14 protein-coding genes, 1 tRNA gene and 1 other RNA gene are annotated in these 18856 nt (G+C 33.4%); 3 read left to right on the top strand and 13 right to left on the bottom strand.

Translation table 11 applies throughout. The annotated features are described in order from the left end of the window. Positions 1-4 precede the first annotated feature (4 nt). Positions 5-1156 (bottom strand): glutamine-hydrolyzing carbamoyl-phosphate synthase small subunit, encoded by a 1152-nt coding sequence (gene carA / locus CKBE_RS01625; protein ID WP_015237862.1) that lies wholly within the window; start codon positions 1154-1156, stop codon positions 5-7. Between the two features lie 141 nt (positions 1157-1297). Here carA and tal point away from each other — a divergent pair, with 141 nt between their 5' ends. Then, positions 1298-2251, top strand: a complete 954-nt coding sequence (gene tal / locus CKBE_RS01620) for a transaldolase (protein ID WP_015237861.1) — start codon at positions 1298-1300, stop codon at positions 2249-2251. 73 nt (positions 2252-2324) lie between these two features. Here the strand turns inward: tal and recR are convergent, their stop codons facing one another. From recR to CKBE_RS01595, 6 genes are all read right to left on the bottom strand, one after another. Beyond that, complete coding sequence (gene recR / locus CKBE_RS01615) at positions 2325-2939, bottom strand: recombination mediator RecR (RefSeq protein ID WP_015389972.1); 615 nt, start codon at positions 2937-2939, stop codon at positions 2325-2327. A gap of 12 nt (positions 2940-2951) precedes the next feature. Further along, positions 2952-3275 carry a YbaB/EbfC family nucleoid-associated protein gene (locus CKBE_RS01610; RefSeq protein ID WP_015237859.1) on the bottom strand — a complete coding sequence of 108 codons (324 nt, stop codon included), beginning with the start codon at positions 3273-3275 and terminating at the stop codon, positions 2952-2954. Between the two features lie 31 nt (positions 3276-3306). Beyond that, positions 3307-5010, bottom strand: coding sequence for a DNA polymerase III subunit gamma/tau (dnaX, locus tag CKBE_RS01605; protein WP_015237858.1), 1704 nt, complete (start codon positions 5008-5010; stop codon positions 3307-3309). A 78-nt stretch (positions 5011-5088) separates the two neighbouring features. Beyond that, positions 5089-5186, bottom strand: an RNA gene (gene ffs, locus CKBE_RS03920) — signal recognition particle sRNA small type. Between the two features lie 68 nt (positions 5187-5254). Beyond that, on the bottom strand, positions 5255-8605 hold the full coding sequence (locus tag CKBE_RS01600) for a UvrD-helicase domain-containing protein (RefSeq protein ID WP_015389971.1): 3351 nt from the start codon (positions 8603-8605) through the stop codon (positions 5255-5257). A gap of 11 nt (positions 8606-8616) precedes the next feature. Further along, positions 8617-11244 carry a PD-(D/E)XK nuclease family protein gene (locus tag CKBE_RS01595; RefSeq protein ID WP_015237856.1) on the bottom strand — a complete coding sequence of 876 codons (2628 nt, stop codon included), beginning with the start codon at positions 11242-11244 and terminating at the stop codon, positions 8617-8619. Between the two features lie 66 nt (positions 11245-11310). On the opposite strand from CKBE_RS01595, the gene CKBE_RS01590 reads away from it, so the two are divergent. Next, positions 11311-11385: transfer RNA gene (locus CKBE_RS01590), tRNA-Arg, on the top strand. 18 nt (positions 11386-11403) lie between these two features. Here CKBE_RS01590 and xerD read toward each other — a convergent pair. From xerD to fba, 6 genes are read right to left on the bottom strand one after another with little or no spacing between them, the layout of a single operon-like run. Continuing rightward, a complete protein-coding gene (gene xerD, locus CKBE_RS01585; protein ID WP_015237855.1) occupies positions 11404-12303 on the bottom strand; it encodes a site-specific tyrosine recombinase XerD in 900 nt (299 codons plus the stop codon). Positions 12304-12315: 12 nt separating this feature from the next. Further along, positions 12316-13317: an L-threonylcarbamoyladenylate synthase gene (locus CKBE_RS01580; protein ID WP_015237854.1), complete on the bottom strand. Its 1002-nt coding sequence runs from the start codon at positions 13315-13317 to the stop codon at positions 12316-12318. Positions 13318-13345: 28 nt separating this feature from the next. Beyond that, positions 13346-14530 carry a 5-(carboxyamino)imidazole ribonucleotide synthase gene (locus tag CKBE_RS01575; protein ID WP_015237853.1) on the bottom strand — a complete coding sequence of 395 codons (1185 nt, stop codon included), beginning with the start codon at positions 14528-14530 and terminating at the stop codon, positions 13346-13348. Positions 14531-14561: 31 nt separating this feature from the next. Beyond that, complete coding sequence (purE, locus tag CKBE_RS01570; protein WP_015389970.1) at positions 14562-15053, bottom strand: 5-(carboxyamino)imidazole ribonucleotide mutase; 492 nt, start codon at positions 15051-15053, stop codon at positions 14562-14564. Between the two features lie 26 nt (positions 15054-15079). Then, positions 15080-15955 (bottom strand): phosphoribosylaminoimidazolesuccinocarboxamide synthase, encoded by an 876-nt coding sequence (locus CKBE_RS01565; RefSeq protein WP_015237851.1) that lies wholly within the window; start codon positions 15953-15955, stop codon positions 15080-15082. Positions 15956-15977: 22 nt separating this feature from the next. Next, positions 15978-17042 carry a class II fructose-bisphosphate aldolase gene (gene fba / locus CKBE_RS01560; protein ID WP_015237850.1) on the bottom strand — a complete coding sequence of 355 codons (1065 nt, stop codon included), beginning with the start codon at positions 17040-17042 and terminating at the stop codon, positions 15978-15980. 338 nt (positions 17043-17380) lie between these two features. Here fba and CKBE_RS01555 point away from each other — a divergent pair, with 338 nt between their 5' ends. Further along, positions 17381-18856, top strand: coding sequence for an inorganic phosphate transporter (locus tag CKBE_RS01555; protein WP_015237849.1), 1476 nt, complete (start codon positions 17381-17383; stop codon positions 18854-18856).

Below are 18856 nucleotides of genomic sequence, written 5' to 3'. Positions count from 1 at the left end.
ACCTTTATTTTCCTGCGCCCATAAGGCTAATAAACTTATCAAACAAAATAGCAATATCTACTGGTCCAGGACTAGCTTCAGGATGCCCCTGAAAACAAAAAGCTGGACGATCTAACATAGCAAAGCCCTGCAATGAACCATCGAATAAAGATATATGAGTAACATAGGCATTATTAGGCAACGTCGTTGGGTCAACTGCAAAACCATGATTTTGGCTAGTTATAAAAACTCGCTTACTTTGTAAATCCTGAACAGGGTGATTAGCTCCGTGATGCCCTGTTTTCATTTTAATAGTCTTAGCTCCTACCGCCAATCCCATTATTTGATGACCTAAGCATATTCCAAATAACGGAATTTTCTTTTCCATAAAAAACTTAGCTGCATCAACGGCATATGTACAAGGCTCAGGGTCTCCTGGACCATTGGAGAGAAAAACGCCATCAGGATTTAATTTCATGACATCAATAGCAGAAGTTTTTGCTGGAACTATTGTTACACGGCATCCTCTATCTACTAATAAACGTAATATATTAGTCTTTATTCCAAAATCATATGCGACAACATGAAACTTTGAGGCGGACCCTTTGGAAAAACCTTCGCCTAAGATCCATGACCCCTCATTCCAAGCCAAAGATATATCTGTAGATATATCTTTGGCTAAATCCTTCCCTGACATTCCAGAAAATCCTCTAGCCAATTCTAAGGCACGATCTTCATCCTCACCAACTAATATACAGGCACCTTGAGAACCATTTTCTCTGATAATTCTAGTAAGCCTTCTTGTGTCAATATCAGAAATAGCCACTATTCCATTCTTAATTAAATACTCAGGAAGCGATTGAATAGCTCTAAAATTAGACATCCGGTCGGTACAATTGCGAATAACTAACCCTGAAACACTGACATGATTGGACTCTATATCCTCATCATTAACACCAGTATTCCCTATATGAGGATAGGTAAGAGTAACTATCTGACCGCTATAACTAGCATCAGTCATAATCTCCTGATACCCGGTCATTGATGTATTAAACACTATTTCAGCAACAGCATAGCCCTGAGCTCCTATAGACCTGCCTTTAAACACCTGGCCACAAGATAGAGCTAACACTGCTGGAGATAATTTTTTTGTATTTTGAAAAATTTGAGACAGCACGATAAGTCCTGTTATTTTTTAGTATCGACAATAAACTATTACTGCTGTACATTAAAAACACATGTACAGGGCTTTAAAATACTTTTACATCGCTATATTATTATATTTTTTACATAAACACCATTATTTATCGATAAAATTATGAGCACTTATCTTAATTCATTACAGAAAAACACTATTATAGTCGCAGACTCTGGAGACTTTGAAAATATAAAATCATTAAAACCTAAGGAAGCAACAACAAACCCTTCCTTGATATTAAAAGCAGCTCAAAAAGAAGAATATAAACATATTTTAAAAAAAACAATAGAAGAAAATAAAAATAGAAATGCATCAATAATACCTGATCTTATAACTGTTGCTTTTGGAAAAGAAATACTAAAAATCGTACCAGGTAGAGTTTCCACTGAAGTTGATGCTCGACTATCTTTTAATACAGTAGCAACAATAGAGAAAGCAAGATTCTTAATCAGCCTATATGAATCATCAGGAATAACGAGGGAGAGAATTTTAATAAAGATCGCTTCAACCTGGGAGGGGATTCAAGCAGCAAAGATACTAGAATTAGAAGGAATTCACTGTAATTTGACTCTACTGTTTTCTATGGCACAAGCAATAGCTTGCGCACAGGCTAACGTCACCTTGATCTCTCCATTTGTCGGAAGAATTTACGATTGGCATAAAAAGAATGATATTAATTGGAAAGAATCAGAAAAATCAAATAAAAATGATCCTGGTGTAATGTCAGTCACTAGTATTTATAATTACTACAAATCAAATGATATAAAAACAGAGATCATGGGTGCAAGTTTCAGAAACATAGGACAGATAACATCTTTATCTGGTTGTGATCTACTTACAATTAGCCCAGAACTTTTAAAATTACTAAACGAACAAGAAGGTCATATCCCAGTTAATTTAACAATAGAAAAAGCTAAAAGCACAGAGCATAGATATATAAACGAATTATCAGAACATGAATTCAGATACATGTTAAATGATGATGCTATGGCTAGCGATAAATTATCAGAAGGAATACGTTTATTCGTTTTAGATTCAATGAAACTAGATCAAATAATAAAAAAAATAGTCTAATGAAATTAAATAACAAAACAAGCATGGCAATGCTAAAATGCAATGGCGCCTTGTTTTGTTACTATATAAAGATTTATACAACTTCTCTTCTATCAACAAGAGCCCAGGCTATTGTGCCAGCATCTATATACTCTAACTCGCTTCCAGCTGGCACCCCTCTAGCTAATCTAGTAGTTTTTATATTATGCTCAGAAAGCATGCTTACTAAGAATTGAGCAGTAGTTTCACCCTCAGCAGTAAAGCTTGTTGCTATAATTACCTCTTCAACAATTCCATCTGTTGCTCTGTCTAAAATGCGCTGAAAACTTAACTCTCTCGGACCTATACCGTTTAAAGGAGAAACTCTACCCATTATAATATAATATAAACCCTTGTATCCATGACTTAGTTCCAAAGAATTCTGATCTGTAGGACTCTCAACTATACATAGTAATTTATTGTCGCGAAGATTATTTGAGCATATGTAACATAAATCATGATCGGTAAATCCATTACAGCCTTTACAATTGCGCAAATTTTCCACCGCCTTAGCCAAAGAGCTACTTAAACGGCTAGCGCTTTTTAAATCGTGCTGTAACAAATAATATGCAATTCTGCGCGCAGACCTAACACCTATACCAGGTAAGCGTTTTAATGAGTTTATCAAATCAATTAGCAACTCTGGCTCAAAATGATAATTTTTGTCCATTTTAAAATAAATTTAAAAAGGAAATTTCATTCCATCAGGCAGAGGAAACCCTGATGTTGCATTTGAAACTTTTTCCTTAGAAACAACATCTACTTTCCTTAATGCATCATTGAGAGCAGCAACAACTAAATCTTCCAACATATCCTTATCATCAGATAATAAACTTTCATCTATTTTGATACTCTTGACATCGTGACGACAAGTCACAATAACACTTACTAGACCACCACCAGAAGATCCTTCTATTTGGATATCTGCCAATGTTTCTTGTATTTTCTTCATATTTTCCTGCACTTGCTGCGCTTGACGCATTAAACCAGCAATTTGATTCTTCATAAAAAATAAATACCTTATTGAATTATAGAAACTAGTAACTTATAGAACATATAGTATCTTCCATAATCATGCCATCAAAAATACTAATAACACTTCTAATAAACTTATTATTATTAACAATTAACTTTAATTTGGATCTTTTAGACTCATATTCCATCTTAGAAATAGCATGTGCTGTCTTATCTCCAGTGATATCTAAAATAACAACCAGATCAACAACAATACCAAAATATTCACATAATATAGTTTTAAGTCGTGTACGTGTCACGTGTCCAAATAAAGCTTTTGAGGAAACTCTAATAAAGACTGAACTTCCATCAAAATTAATCCACTCACTATGACGAGCCAATTCTCCAGCAAGCCCAGATAACGGCAATTTATTAACCAAATCAACCCAAGTGTGAATTGATATGCTTTCTAGCAATTTAATAGAATTCAGGCTATCACTATCAAATGGCTTTAATAATAATTTTTTATCTGTATCATTTGTGCGGCAGCTACCCTCTTCAAGGCTTGGCATATTTAAATTATCAGAGCTATGTGAATCAACGCTATTACCTATAGCCGAATTCTCATGATAATAGCTATCTTTTTTTATATCATGGCCATTATCTTCATATATATCAGAAGTATCTATATTTATGTCAGAACTACTAATAATTGAGATCAATCTAAATAAAATAATTACAAACCCAGAGTAGCTATCCGGAGACTTTTCTAATTCAGAAATACTATTTAAAATTACCGAGTACAATAGCGATATTAAATCAATAGAAATATTGCTAGCTATTTCTTTAATTTGCGACATGTCAGAAAAACGACTATCATCATCTAATGAAGGGACTTCCTTTATTATTATTAAATGGGATAACATAAGAGCAAATTCAGATAAAACATTTTCATACGATAAACCTGAAAATTCTATGTCATTGGCTATTTTTATTATTTCTGAAGAATCATGAGTTATTACAGACTTAAATATTCTAACTAGATGATCTTTATCAACTAGCCCCAATATAGATATTAAAGCCCTATCTGTAATGTGTCCACCGCTATAAGAGACAACTTGATCTGTTAAAGATAGAGCATCCCTCATCGAGCCTCTAGCAAATCTAGAAATTATTGAAACAGCAGAATTATCATAATGAACTGATTCCTTAGTTAATATTTTCTCTAGCAAATCAGATATTACTTTTGTAGACATCGATCTTAAACTGAAATGCATGCAACGAGAAAGTATAGTAACAGGTATTTTTTGAGGATCAGTTGTAGCCAAAATAAACTTAACATGATAAGGAGGATCTTCTAAGGTTTTAAGCATTGAGTTGAATGCATGCCCTGTAAGCATATGAACCTCATCTATGAGGTAAACTTTATACCTTCCCAAAACAGGGGAATAGTTCACTTGATCTAGCAAAACAGACATATCCTCTACACCACGATTTGATGCAGCATCCATCTCTAAATAGTCTACTGAATTACCATCATCAATACCATTACAGGAAACACAAATACCACATGGCTTAGAACTAACACCTTTTTCACAGTTTAATGATTTTGCCAATATCCTAGCTATAGTTGTTTTACCAACACCTCTGGTGCCAGAGAACAACCATGCATGATGCAAACGTCCTGTATCTAAAGAATTAACTAAAGTATGAACAACATGTTCTTGTCCTATAACATCACAAAATCTCCTAGGACGCCATTTTCTAGCTAAGGCCAAACAATTCATATAATAGAACAACTAAAATAAAACACTTACGTTAACTAATACTTAATAGTTTCTTATAGACATAAGAAAGAAATAAAGCCCGGCGAGCAAATCCTCAACACTGAAATACTCATGAATATGGCTGCTTTGTTCCCAATCTGACCAGGTTATCACATTCTCATGTGAGGCAGCTCGCCTTGCTTTATTCTATCAGAGTATGTGTGTTATATGCTAGATATTAATTATCAAGTCAATAATATATTTGTTAAATATATACCAAAATACAGTAAAAAGGAAAACATACTGCAGCAGTTGATGGCTTGCCATAGGTCAAACTAATCGCATCACAACAATTGCTTAATTTGTCCCTACAACTAAATACAATTCTTTTTACAAAATCCTCTATACTCTCATTCTTGCTAACCATTGATAAATTATACTCGACTAACAACAATCTATTCTCAAGCTCTAAAATAACATCAGCTCTAAAAAATAGACCTTCGCCATCAACAAAAGCTATATCTCTATAAGATTTTTTATGAGATAGTATCCACATCCCCATATCATCTTTTAAAAAATTTTCTATGAGATTCACTATTAAAATAGCTGATTCTTCTATATTATCACCAAAAAAACTTTTTCTAAGCAATTGCTTTTTTACTATTGGCAAATACCTATAAAACCCCTCAGAGTAATTATCAATCCCTGTTTTACCTATCTGAGCAAGCCAATCTAGTATTAACCTATTTATAATATAACTATGATTGTAATCAGAACCAAAAAAATAACTAGATGTAAGCTCTGATGTAGAATTAAATACTATTTTTTTATCAGGAATAATATCATTGTATAGAACTCTACTAATTATATTATCATTGCTTTTATTTTTTTCATAGACAGCGCCATATTTAATATCTGGAATTAATAAATGTTTCCATAACCTATTCAATAAACTATCTTTATTAGGAGCAGTAACTTTATCATCCTTTATTAATACAGGTGAAATTATATGTATCTTTTTTTTTGCTCTAGTAACAGCAACGTATATTAACCTATCTAGCTCGTAACTGTCTCTTACTTTATCTCTATGCCGAATATATTTTATCATAGGATCATGATCATCATTAACCTTAGATTTCATCGGAGCGAATAAAACATTTCCGAAATGGCTTTCAAATCTCATAATTGACTCTAAATTTCTAATAGATGAGTTATGTATCCCATACAAAATAACATTATCAAACTGCAAGCCCTTGGCTTTGTGTATAGTCATTATTTCTATAAAAGGCTCTCCTATCTTAGTATTATCTGACGTGATCAGTAAATTAGATATTTCGTTTTCAAGAACATCAATATCAATATTCCCATAAGAAGCAATTTCATCTATTAAACAAAAGATACTCTCCGCATCATTATCAGCATCTGGATCGCTATAGACACTAGATCCTCCAAGCAGATCCCATAAATATCGAATCCAAGATGAAAATGGGAACGAGCCTGAGTAATTACTATGCAATAAAACATGAGCTATATTAACTAAACGTCTATACTCTAATGTAGACAGCGATTCTTGACTATCTTCGCCTGATAAAAAAAATCTTACGTTGCCATTAGGATCATTAGGGGTAGAACAATGAGAATCTAATATTTTCCTTAAAATAACTGGGACAGGTGTTTTATGATCAGACCCAAATATCATATGAAGAGTTTCTAGCTTCAAACCACAAAAAGGCGATCGCAATACTGAAAGCCATGCTAATCTATCTCCAGGATGAACTATAGCTCTTATTATTTGCATCAAATCAGACACTATTGTTTTTTCTGATAATGATGTTATTTCAACAGCACGAAATGGTATCTTATTCTTAGATAGGATATTTATCATATTACCTAAGTTATTCCTTGACTGCACTAACATTGCAGTTGATTCTAGATTACTTAACGAGGATTTCTCTAGAACCTGGCCAATAACATTTAAAGATAATTCCTCTAACTCATTATCTACAATCTTATTTTTTATAAATAATGGATGGAAAGTAACAGCTGAACCGTCTATTATTGGTTTAACAGACACAGAAGGACTATATGAAATAGCGCCAATATTTTCATCATTGCTATAAGGGAATAAACTACTGAAAACACCATTAGTCCACTTTACTAAATTTGACTGCGAGCGAAAATTACTCACTAATTTCAAAAAAAATGGCTTTATTTCACCAATGCCATATTTTATGACATTTAAAAACAAACCTACATCAGATCCTCTAAACCTATATATGGATTGCATAGGATCACCTACTATAAAAACAGATTTACCACAATCATTCTGCCAACCTGACATAATGACCTTTAACAACTCAAAATGTATATGACTAGTATCTTGAAACTCATCTACTAAAATATGCGATATAGCATAATCAATTTTTAAAAGCAGATCGCTCGGATTGTCTTCATTTCCTAAAACGGCGACTGCTCTTTGAGCAATTTCTATGAAGTCTATCTCTCCTCGTTGCCTAAACTGCAACGAGAGATTAGCGACAGACAACAATAATACATTTAAATGGTCAGATAAAACATTCCACTGATTTTCTGTAATATCATCCGGAGCATAACGCAACATTACTAAATAAACTACCCAATCATGACTATCTTTAACAGTCATTAACCATTCTGAAAATTTTTTTTTATGGGGAGATCCAGGAGGGAAACCATTTTTTTTACTCAATCCTTTAGGGCTTCTCAATGTATCCTGAGAGGTAAGAAAAATTGAGGCTAATGCTTTTATTTTTTTTAAATTATTTATACCTGGAGATAAGCAGCCATTCCAATTCAAAAGATTTTCTAGGATGCTATCCTTATTATCATCATATAAGATTCTAGAAGCCATTATTATAGGCTGTTTTAAATCCTCCATCCAATTAGCTGGCATTAATGACAATAAATGTGTCATATCCTTTTCTATAGCAGAATGCAATTCTTTCTGAAACAAATCCCTACTAAAACCATATTTTAATATAGATGCCCACTGGTCGCGTTTACTTAGCATATAAACTATGCAATCTATTGCTGATTTTATATCAATATCTAGATGAGAAAGCAGAGAACGCACACATTGGTAATCACCTGCCAAATTTAACGTAGAATATGCTGCTGCCTTATAATATTTTATAGGGTCTTTAGCTATACTTGGTATACTAGAAATTTCCGACAATAAAGGTAAACTAGATACTAAGCCAAAACATAATGAGTCAAATGTTTTGATATTTATTCTATCTGGATATTTTAAAAGATCCCATCCTAATAAAGAATCTCTTTCTAGCACGAGTCTTGATAGTTTCCATGAGATTATATCAACGACATCACTTGGCGGAATATCACATAACCCAAGTTTTAGTTTATTTATAACTCGAGTTCGCATCTCTAGTATAGCTTTTTTTGTAAAAGTAATTGCTAAAATTTCTTCAGGTCTTGATACTACAGATAGTAAAGACAAGATTCTATTAGTCAAAAGTTCGGTTTTTCCGGAACCTGCCGGAGCCTGGATAATAAAAGACTCTCCTGGATTTAATGCCCTATCCCTCAAACTACTATCATCTAAATAACTATAACTTTGCATAGAAAACACTTCTATTTATTAAAGTTTATTCTTAAAAAAGGAGTAATATCGCAAAATTTTATGTCATCTTCTTTAACTACAAAGTTGGTAGACACTCCTTCAGCATACTCATCTGCTAGCATCAATACTTTACTGAAAAGATCTCGGATCTTGCTGTCAAAGTCACTACAAACTCTGATACCAGGCAAACCAAAATCTTCACTAGAAATGCCACTCATTAAGATGCCATTAGCTCTTAATGAAACTATTACTAATGAAAGAACATCAACACTATTTATCTGTGAAAAAGCCATGTGATACAGAGCTAGCTGTAAGTTTATAGGTCTTTGCCTATTATCCCAATCTAAGTCAATATTAAGTATATTACGTCCAGTTTTATAATCTATTATTATTGCCTTATCTTTAAATAAGTCTATTCTGTCTAAACGCATATTAAATACCAAGGATTTATATTTCCACGAAATATTATCTTCCACATTATTGACTAAGAACGGCAATCTACCTTTTTCTATATTAATCCAATTAATCAACAATTTTAAAGCTCTTTCTGACTCTAATTGCCTTATAAACTCTTGATCAAAATAAAGATTGATAGATAAAGCATCCTCTATATATTTTAGCAATAATGACTCTATAGCATCATCAGACAAATCTATTAGTTTGCTATAACAACGCACGTCAAGCCAAAATAATTCTAGCACCCTATGCAAAAACCTACCTCTTTTATACAACGTATTCTTGTCTTTATAGTATGGCTCTAAACTTTTTATTCCCAACCTATACTTAGCAAAAGCCCATAGTGGATTGCGGGACTGTAGTTCTAATACATTAGCCCCATTAATAACAGATTCAGATGGAAGCAACCTTGGTCCTTTTGAGTCATTAATATATTCCATAGGAACTTTTTCCTCTAATGAACGATAATCCATAATATTAAGCTCTTGATAGCTATCATCAATGAATGGAGAAGGCTCCATAACCACTCCATTCTCATTGCTAGAGTAACTAACAATAAATTCCTTAGCGCATTTATTAACAGATTTATATATAGAGTAAGACCAATCGTATTCATATTCACGACTAGAATGCGGAATAGGAAACTTGTGAGCAATATCTTTTGGCAAAAATGGATTTGAATAAACTAAACCTGGTAAAACTCCATCATTAAAACCAATTATCCAAATAGCATCCCAACTTCTTGATCCTACCTCCAGCAAATCTAACACCTCTATATTCTTATGACTATTTTCATATTGATAAAATCTATTGAATTCTACAAAGCTCTTAAATAAACTTATAACCCTATCTGCTGAAATATTGCCGAAAAATCCTGAAAATACGTTAAATTCATTTAGTAAACTATCAAATAATTCTAATGCTCTGTTTACAGCCTCATCTGAAAATACATATCTAGAAAAACATATAAAGAAAAGTGATTTCCTTATTATTTTAATCCATCTGCTGATCATTAGAAGACTATCTCCTTTTGGCCATATAGATAAAGCAGTAAGAAAATCTATACCTAGATTACAATCCTTTAATAATTCTGATATCTCTATGATATCAATACATGTCCCAATTTTATCTCTTAGTTTTATTTCTAAAATAGAAAAAGGCTCAAACAATCTATTTCCCATGAAAGAATAGCTTGACAGAAGAGTCTCTCCAAGATTTTTAATATTACATTTACTATCGACTGATAAACAAACTAAAATATCCAGCCACAAAAAAGCAGAATGTATTATAGGGACCTGTATTGCAGATTTTTCATACGAAATACTAAAAGTTATGGAAAACTCTTTTCTGTAATATCGCAATATGTGACCTAGCGTACGATAAGCTATTTCTGCATGCTTATCTATCTGGGCAGAAACTATAGCATACCTTCCTGATGGATTTTTTATAAAAGAATCAGCCATCCATATTGCTGCTGATCTCCATTCTTCTATTATGTTATTACATTTTAAGTATCTATTAGATGATGATTTGCTAACCTCATTAGACATTAGATACAATTTTGTGTTTTTAGATAAAATCTTTTTTAATAATTTATTAATCCTTGGAGAATATTCTGTAAAACCAGATAAAACTATACTTTCAGGAAGGATAATTCTATTTTTTTCTATGCTTCTTATAATAATAGAGTAAATACCATTAGCATCTATAGCATTTAGCTTATTGAGCTCTTTTTTATAACATCTATTCCAATGAATAAACCGATCGCACTCTAAACTATTAAAACCCTTAGGGAATCTAATCATCCAATTATTTATAATCTCGTACGCATCTAAAGCTAAAATTGACAATGAATTACTTTCTATTGAATAATTTTTGCTGATACTGTCTTTTTTTAAAATATTGCGCCAAAGTATCCGCATACTAGGTTTATTAAGGAAAAAAGAAGGAAGCTCTATTTGAGAAAATGACAGATATTCAAAAAGACGAACCATCCAATCATCTAATGAGACAACTTGCATGACCTCTTTTGTTTCTTTAGTGAAACATAAATACTCAGATAAATACTTCATTATCTGATTTGCTTGACGTTTATTTGCTGTTAATAATAAACTCTTGCTAGGAATCATAGAGCAAACCGACTCTAAGTCTATTTTACAAAGATCTAGCTCTTCTATTTGCATATTTGATTAGAATTAATTTGTTTGGAATTATTTGCTTGTTTTATATAATAAACTGAAACTAATAATCTCGCTGTAGTTAAATGGATATAATAGACCCCTCCTAAGGGTCAGTTGGTGGTTCAATTCCACCTGGCGAGGCCATTATTCATTATTTAAAGATTAATATCTAGGGTGATGTATATAATGTAATTGCCTAAGTCTTTCGTTAGCAATATGTGTATAAATCTGAGTAGTAGAGATATTAGAATGACCTAATAACATTTGAACCACTCTTAAGTCAGCACCATGATTTAATAAATGAGTTGCAAAGGCATGCCTTAAAACATGTGGTGATAAATGCGTATCTATTTTTGCTAACACAGAATATTTTTTCACCATTTGCCAAAAAGCTTGCCTTGTCATTGCTTTTAGTCTGCTCGTAATAAATAAAATGTTTTTATTAGAGACTGGAAACTTGCATCTAGTACTTGACGTATACCTTTCTATCCAATACATAGATTCTTCTCCAAGCGGAACAATTCTATCCTTACCTCCTTTGCCCATTACAACATGAACAATTCCATCAGATAAATTAATATTATTAATTTTTAGATTTATTAATTCTGATACACGCAAACCCGTAGAATACATTGTTTCTAACATTGCACGATCGCGTACACCACGATCCGTTTCAATATTTGGAGCTTTTAGTAGCTCCTCTACTTGATTCTCAGATAAAGTTTTCGGCACGTTTTTATCTTGCTTAGAAGTTCTAGTTAATAAACAAGGATTATTTTTTATTAATTTTTCACGTAATGCCCATGTATAAAATTTTCTTAATGAAGCCAAACGTCTATTAGATGTAGTTGACTTTATAACAAAAAAATTTTCTGAAAACCATCTATCGATATATTCATTAGAAATATTATCTAAAATACTTCTTTTATATAACCCTTCTATCCAAATAGCAAAACACTCTATATCACTTCTATACGAAGATAATGTATTATTGGAAAGACCTTCTTCTAGCCAAATATTATCTATAAAAGAATCTATAACTTTCTTAGAAATCAGAAACATAAAAAATCACAATTAGATAAAAGATGCAGCTGCCCTATAAATCCTATCCCTTATTGCATCCCATGCAGAACTATTTGGCAGATTACATATGAATATTCTATCAAAACCAGATCTGTCTATATATCTCAATGTCGAATAAAGCTTACTAGCATATAAATCATGATCATATGTCATTTCAAACCAAATAAAACATTTAGGCAAAAAAGCAGGAGGTGCATCACAAGATAATATTGCAATTCTTTTGTTCACATATGACAAACAATCAAAATTTAACTCTCTTTTAATTATCTCTAATGGAGTATTAGTAGAATAATGGGCTTTCAATGAGCCAGGCACAACTGGGGAATGCTCCGTAGCAAAAGACACCTCACGTCCCAATACTTCTTCTATCTGAGAGGTTTTAATATGCCCAGGTCTCAATAAAATTGGCCTAGCATACTTATCAACAACATTAGATAGATCAACAATGGTTGATTCAATACCTATACTAGATTCTCCACCATCTAAAATCATCATTCCGGAATAAGATTCTTGTGAAAACTCATCAAAAACATGTCTCGAGTTCGTAGGAGACACTTTGCCAAACTTATTCGCAGATGGCGCTATCAATCCGCCACATTTAGATGGCTTTAATCTAATAAACTCCCTTAAAAGATCTTGAGCAACAGTATGTGAAGGACATCTCAACCCAATTGTATCCTGACCACCGCTGACTAAACTCATGACATTTTTAGATTTCTTAAGTAAAACCGTCAAAGGACCAGGCCAGAAATTATCAATCAATAGGTAGGCCTCCCTAGGTATAGACTCTGCCCAATATGGAATATCCGCACCATCTAACAAATGGATAATTACTGGATGATTTAATGGGCGATTTTTAATATTATATACCTTACCAATGGCATGACAATTATCAGCATCAGCTCCAAGCCCATAAACTGTTTCAGTAGGAAAGGCAACTACACCCCCTCTTGCTAAGCTATTAGCCGCCTCTCCAATATTACAATATCTCAATTAACAACTCTCTAACTTCAAATAAATACTAAAAAGACAAGTTTAATTTTGCAGCAATGATTTTTGCCTTATCTTCTAAAGTGTTAATGTTGTCACTTAATATTGTTAAGTGCCCCATCTTACGTAAAGGACGTGCTTCTTTTTTTCCATAAAGATGTAACTTTACGCCAGGCAAAGACAAAATATCAAGCCAATCTGGGTTCCTAAGAATTCCAGAATCCATATCAAACCAACTATCTCCTAATATATTTAGCATAAGAGCAGATGTCAGCAATTTTGTACTACCTAGGGGAAGTCCAGCCATAACTCTGACCTGCTGATCAAATTGACTGTCAACACATGCATCAATTGTATAATGACCGCTATTATGAGGTCTAGGAGCAATTTCGTTAATAATAATAGCACTATTATTTAATACAAAAAACTCTACACATAATACCCCGTGGTAATTTAAAGAATCAGCAATCTTCTTTGCTTTGATTAGCATTTGTTCCTTTTCATGACCTTCACAAGATGAATCAATGTTTTTTATTACCAAAGAACTTGAAAGTATACCCCTATTATGGACATTAGTACTTATAGGGAAAAAAACCGAGTTGCCCATAAAATCACGAGACAAAACTACTGAGGCTTCATAATTTATTGAAAGACACCTCTCCAATACACAAGGCACTTCGCCAAATTTATAATAAACCTCTCTCACTTCTTCCAAAGAAGAAACCATTGCTTGTCCTTTACCGTCATATCCAGTTTTTGATACTTTTATTATACCAGGCAACAAATACTCAATATTTTCTGTGATATCTTCTCCATTAAATATTGATTTATATGGAGCTACATCTACACCCTGAGACTGAATGAACTCTTTTTCTTTGATCCTGTTTTGAGCTATAGAAACAGAATATGCCGATGGAGTAACAACGCAATTTTTTGATAAAATCTCTAAACTATTACATGGTATGTTTTCAAATTCTATGGTAACAGATCTACAAGATTTAGATAACATCTCTAATGCATTATGATCGCTATACGATGCTGCTATATGATGATCAGCAACCATTCCTGCAGGACAATCTGGATCTGGATCAAGCACCATGACCTTATAACCTAAACTCTGCGCCGAGTAGCAGAACATTCTTCCTAACTGCCCACCTCCCAACAACCCAAGATAATTACCTGGAGGAACATAAAAATTAGACTTTGATGAAATCATTATGGATTCCTAAAACTTATAATTTATACACTTATAATTTCATATTACGTGCTTTATCTGTTTGAGATTCTCTAAAAGATAATAGTTTACAACGTAATTCATTATCGAATAAAGCCATGTTTGCTAAGACATGCAGTGCTGCATTTACAGCACCAGCCTCGCCTATTGCAAATGTAGCAACAGGAATACCCTTAGGCATTTGAACTATAGATAATAAAGAATCCTCTCCCGATAAATATTTTGAAGGAACAGGCACTCCAAAAACCGGTACTTCTGTCAATGCCGCAATCATTCCAGGCAAATGAGCAGCGCCACCAGCCCCAGCAATTATAGCTTTAAGACCTCTATTATGCGCCTCGCTAGCGTAGTCAAACATTTCTTTTGGCATTCTATGTGCTGAAATAACCTTGGACTCAAAAGGAATCTCGAAACTCTCTAAAATCGAAGCTGCGTGACTCATTACATTCCAATCACTTGACGATCCCATGATAACTCCAACCATGGGAGATAAACTATAATTCATAATTAAAACCCCAATGCAAACAGACACTATAACAAACGGCTTAAGGCCTCATTATATTTATCAGAAGTCTTTCTTATTATCTCCATGGGCAAATCAGGAGAAGGAGCCTTTTTGTCCCAATCCTGAGATTCTAACCAATCTCTTATAAATTGTTTATCAAAAGAAGGAGGGTTTGCCCCAACATGATAATCATCAATAGGCCAAAAGCGAGAAGAGTCTGGAGTTAAAACCTCATCCATCAAATTAAGATCACCATTACTATCAATACCAAACTCAAACTTAGTATCAGCTATTATTATCCCTTTCTCTAATGCAAACTGCGAAGCTCTGCTGTACAAATCAACTGTAATATCCCTAATACGTCTAGCTAATTCAGACCCAACTAACTGTATTACATAATCAAACTCAACATTCTCATCATGCATACCAACCTCAGCTTTAGCAGCGGGGGTAAATATCGCAGAATCTAACTTGCTAGCTTTTAATAAACCTTTAGGTAATTTAACTCCACAAACAGAACCGCTTTTTTGATACTCAAGCCAACCTGATCCAATTAAATACCCTCTTGCAACTGCCTCCACCATAATCGGTCTCAATCTTTTTACTACAACAGCCCTGTCTTTAACTTGATCTAATTCATCCTTTGATACTACATCCTCCGGTTTTATGTTAGTTGAATGATTAGGCAGAATATTAGCAAATTTCTCTAACCAGAATTCTGTCATCTTGTTTAAGACAATACCTTTACCGGGAATAGGATTATTAAGAATCACATCAAAAGCTGATAACCTATCCGTAGTTACTATCAAGAGTTTACTCTCATCTATAGAATATATATCCCTAACCTTACCTCTAGATATCAATGGTAGTGATCTTATATTTGACTCATATAAAACGTTCATCACTGCAACCCCTATAAAAATATTACTTAATTTGTTGGGCAAGTTTTCCTGAAGTGTATAATTTTGACATATTATCTAGGCTAATTGGCTTAATTTTACTAGCATTGCCAGATGAGCCAAAATCTATATAGCGAGATATACAGATACTTTTTGCATAAGCTCTTGCTTTTGTTAAATACTCTCTAGGATCAAACTTGTCTGACTTTTCATGGAAAAACCTACGTATAGCTGATGTCATGGCTAAACGGATATCTGTATCTATATTTATTTTTCTGACGCCATGCTTTATAGCTTCCTTAATTTCCTCTACAGGAACCCCATATGTTTCCTTTATAGTGCCACCAAATTCACGAATCTCTGATAACAATTCTTGTGGCACACTTGAGCTACCATGCATAACTAGATGAGTGTTAGGCAATCTAGAATGTATTTCTTTAATGCGATTAATAGATAAAATATCACCGGTAGGCTTTCGTGTAAATTTATAAGCACCGTGACTAGTACCTATAGCAATTGCAAGAGCATCAATTTGAGTATAATGAACAAAATCAGCTGCTTGCTCTGGATCTGTTAATAATTGATCCAGGGTCAATTTGCCGTCAGCGCCATGACCATCTTCTTTATCTCCCTCTAGAGTTTCTAGTGAGCCTAGACAACCAAGTTCTCCTTCAACCGTAACTCCAAATTGATGAGCCATATCTACTACTTTTTTAGTTACAAAGCGGTTATACTCATAGTCAGATACTGTTTTACCATCTTCATTAAGAGACCCATCCATCATCACACTTGAGAAACCTAAATCTATAGCACCCTTACAAACTAATGGTGACTGTCCATGATCTTGATGCATAACCACAGGTATATGTGGATATGCATCAACTGCTGCTTGTATAAGATGCTTTAAAAAAGTTTCTCCTGCATATTTACGAGCCCCTGCTGATGCTTGCATAATAACAGGACTATTAGTCTCATCAGCCGCTTCCATTATAGCCTGAACCTGCTCAAGATTATTAACATTAAAAGCTGGAATTCCATAATCATTTTCAGCTGCATGATCAAGTAATTGACGCATAGATACTAAAGACATGAGATAATTCTCCCAAAACTAAGTTGTTGATATCAAAACCGGAAATGAATTTACAACACAATCATAAAAATATAAAGGCTATTATATATAAATAATACCTATTAAATCACACATAAAAACAAATACTAATAGGTTTGATTTTCTCCATATTTGATAATATTATTTCAAAATATTTATTTATTACTTTAAAAAATAAATATTTTGATCCATACTTACACCAATGCTAACTCAATAACTTTTAATTAAGCATTTTTGCATTCTTTTAAAATCTGATCTATAGAATTTTGACTTATTTTTATAAATAACAAAATTACTATTTTGATTTAAAATTAACTTTTATGATAAGTATATTTTCTGGTTTAAGCGTGTGGGTTTGTTTTGGCCTAATCATGGCATTGGCCTTTGTCCTTGTCTACGAATTTATAAATGGATTTCATGACACTGCTAACGCAGTTGCTACTGTAATATATACTAAAGCTATGCCTCCACATATAGCTGTAATTTTTTCTGGGATATTTAATTTCTTGGGTGTGCTTATGGGGGGGGTTGGTATAGCGTACGCTATAGTACATTTATTACCTATCGAATTGATTATCAATGTCAATAGTTCTCGTGGACTAATCATGATATTTTCCATGATATCAGCTGCTATAATATGGAACCTGGGAACATGGTTCTTTGGTATACCAGCATCAAGCTCACATACCCTAATTGGATCGATTTTAGGAGTAGGACTGACTAACTCTTGGCTAACAAACGTGCCAATGGTTGACAGCATAAATTGGAGCAAAGCTATAGACATCAGTCTCTCAATGATAATTTCTCCTATCATAGGATTTATTCTGGCTGGATGGTTATTTCTAGTATTAAAGAATATCTGGCCAAAATCAAATATGCATTACACTCCCAAACAACGTAGATTTTTAGAGGCGAAAAAACACCCTCCTTTCTGGAATAGGCTTGTTCTTGTAATTTCGGCGATGGGAGTTAGTTTTGTTCATGGCTCAAATGACGGACAGAAAGGTATTGGTCTAGTAATGCTTATTCTTATAGGAATATCCCCAGCTCAATATGTATTGGATCTACAAAGTACGTCATATCAAATAGACAGAACAAGAAATGCTGTTGTGCATATGCGAGAATTCTATAATAGAAATCAAGAAGACATAATTGGATACATAAATATGAGTGATCAGATTATATCTAATGACCTCTCTAAAGACCTAAGTTGCAGCCCAAAAATGACACTAGCAACTATTAACACAATAGAGACCACATTAAAGAACATATCAAAATATGAGGACTTATCGATAAAACAAAGAATAAATACTCGAAAAAATTTACTTTGTTTAGATGACATAGCCAAGAATGTTGTAAAAACACAAAACCTAACCACTCCAAATATATATGATTTAGATAGACTTAGAACAGATATCACTTCCACTGTAGAATACGCGCCAATATGGGTGATAGTAGCTGTAGCAACTGCTCTAGGATTTGGAACCATGATAGGATGGAAACGAGTCGTTACAACTGTAGGGGAGAGAATAGGGACGCAAGGAATGACCTATGCCCAAGGAACAGCAGCCCAAGTCACAGCTGTGTTCTCTATAGGGATAGCAAACCTATTTAATCTACCTGTATCAACAACACATGTGCTATCTTCCGGAATTGCGGGGACAGTTGTAGCTAATAAAGTAAGCCTACAACAAAATACTGTCCGCCACATCTTGTTAGCATGGGTACTAACTCTTCCTGCAGCAATATCATTATCTGCATCCCTATTCGCCATAGGCATCTTTATTCTAGAATAA

It is taken from the genome of Candidatus Kinetoplastibacterium blastocrithidii (ex Strigomonas culicis), assembly GCF_000319245.1.
GTDB lineage: Bacteria > Pseudomonadota > Gammaproteobacteria > Burkholderiales > Burkholderiaceae_B > Kinetoplastidibacterium > Kinetoplastidibacterium blastocrithidiae.
The sequence above is the reverse complement of the archived record's forward strand: the minus strand, read 5'-3'. Positions and strand labels throughout refer to the sequence as shown.

Excerpts from the sequence above, each read along its gene's own strand:
- CKBE_RS01595 (WP_015237856.1), bottom strand. The coding sequence starts at position 11,244 with ATGCAAATAGAAGAGCTAGATCTTTGTAAAATAGACTTAGAGTCGGTT.
- CKBE_RS01555 (WP_015237849.1), top strand. The coding sequence starts at position 17,381 with ATGATAAGTATATTTTCTGGTTTAAGCGTGTGGGTTTGTTTTGGCCTA.
- fba (WP_015237850.1), bottom strand. The coding sequence starts at position 17,042 with ATGTCTTTAGTATCTATGCGTCAATTACTTGATCATGCAGCTGAAAAT.
- tal (WP_015237861.1), top strand. The coding sequence starts at position 1,298 with ATGAGCACTTATCTTAATTCATTACAGAAAAACACTATTATAGTCGCA.
- CKBE_RS01575 (WP_015237853.1), bottom strand. The coding sequence starts at position 14,530 with ATGATTTCATCAAAGTCTAATTTTTATGTTCCTCCAGGTAATTATCTT.
- dnaX (WP_015237858.1), bottom strand. The coding sequence starts at position 5,010 with ATGAATTGTTTGGCCTTAGCTAGAAAATGGCGTCCTAGGAGATTTTGT.
- CKBE_RS01565 (WP_015237851.1), bottom strand. The coding sequence starts at position 15,955 with ATGAACGTTTTATATGAGTCAAATATAAGATCACTACCATTGATATCT.
- CKBE_RS01600 (WP_015389971.1), bottom strand. The coding sequence starts at position 8,605 with ATGCAAAGTTATAGTTATTTAGATGATAGTAGTTTGAGGGATAGGGCA.
- recR (WP_015389972.1), bottom strand. The coding sequence starts at position 2,939 with ATGGACAAAAATTATCATTTTGAGCCAGAGTTGCTAATTGATTTGATA.
- CKBE_RS01610 (WP_015237859.1), bottom strand. The coding sequence starts at position 3,275 with ATGAAGAATCAAATTGCTGGTTTAATGCGTCAAGCGCAGCAAGTGCAG.
- purE (WP_015389970.1), bottom strand. The coding sequence starts at position 15,053 with ATGAATTATAGTTTATCTCCCATGGTTGGAGTTATCATGGGATCGTCA.
- xerD (WP_015237855.1), bottom strand. The coding sequence starts at position 12,303 with ATGTTTCTGATTTCTAAGAAAGTTATAGATTCTTTTATAGATAATATT.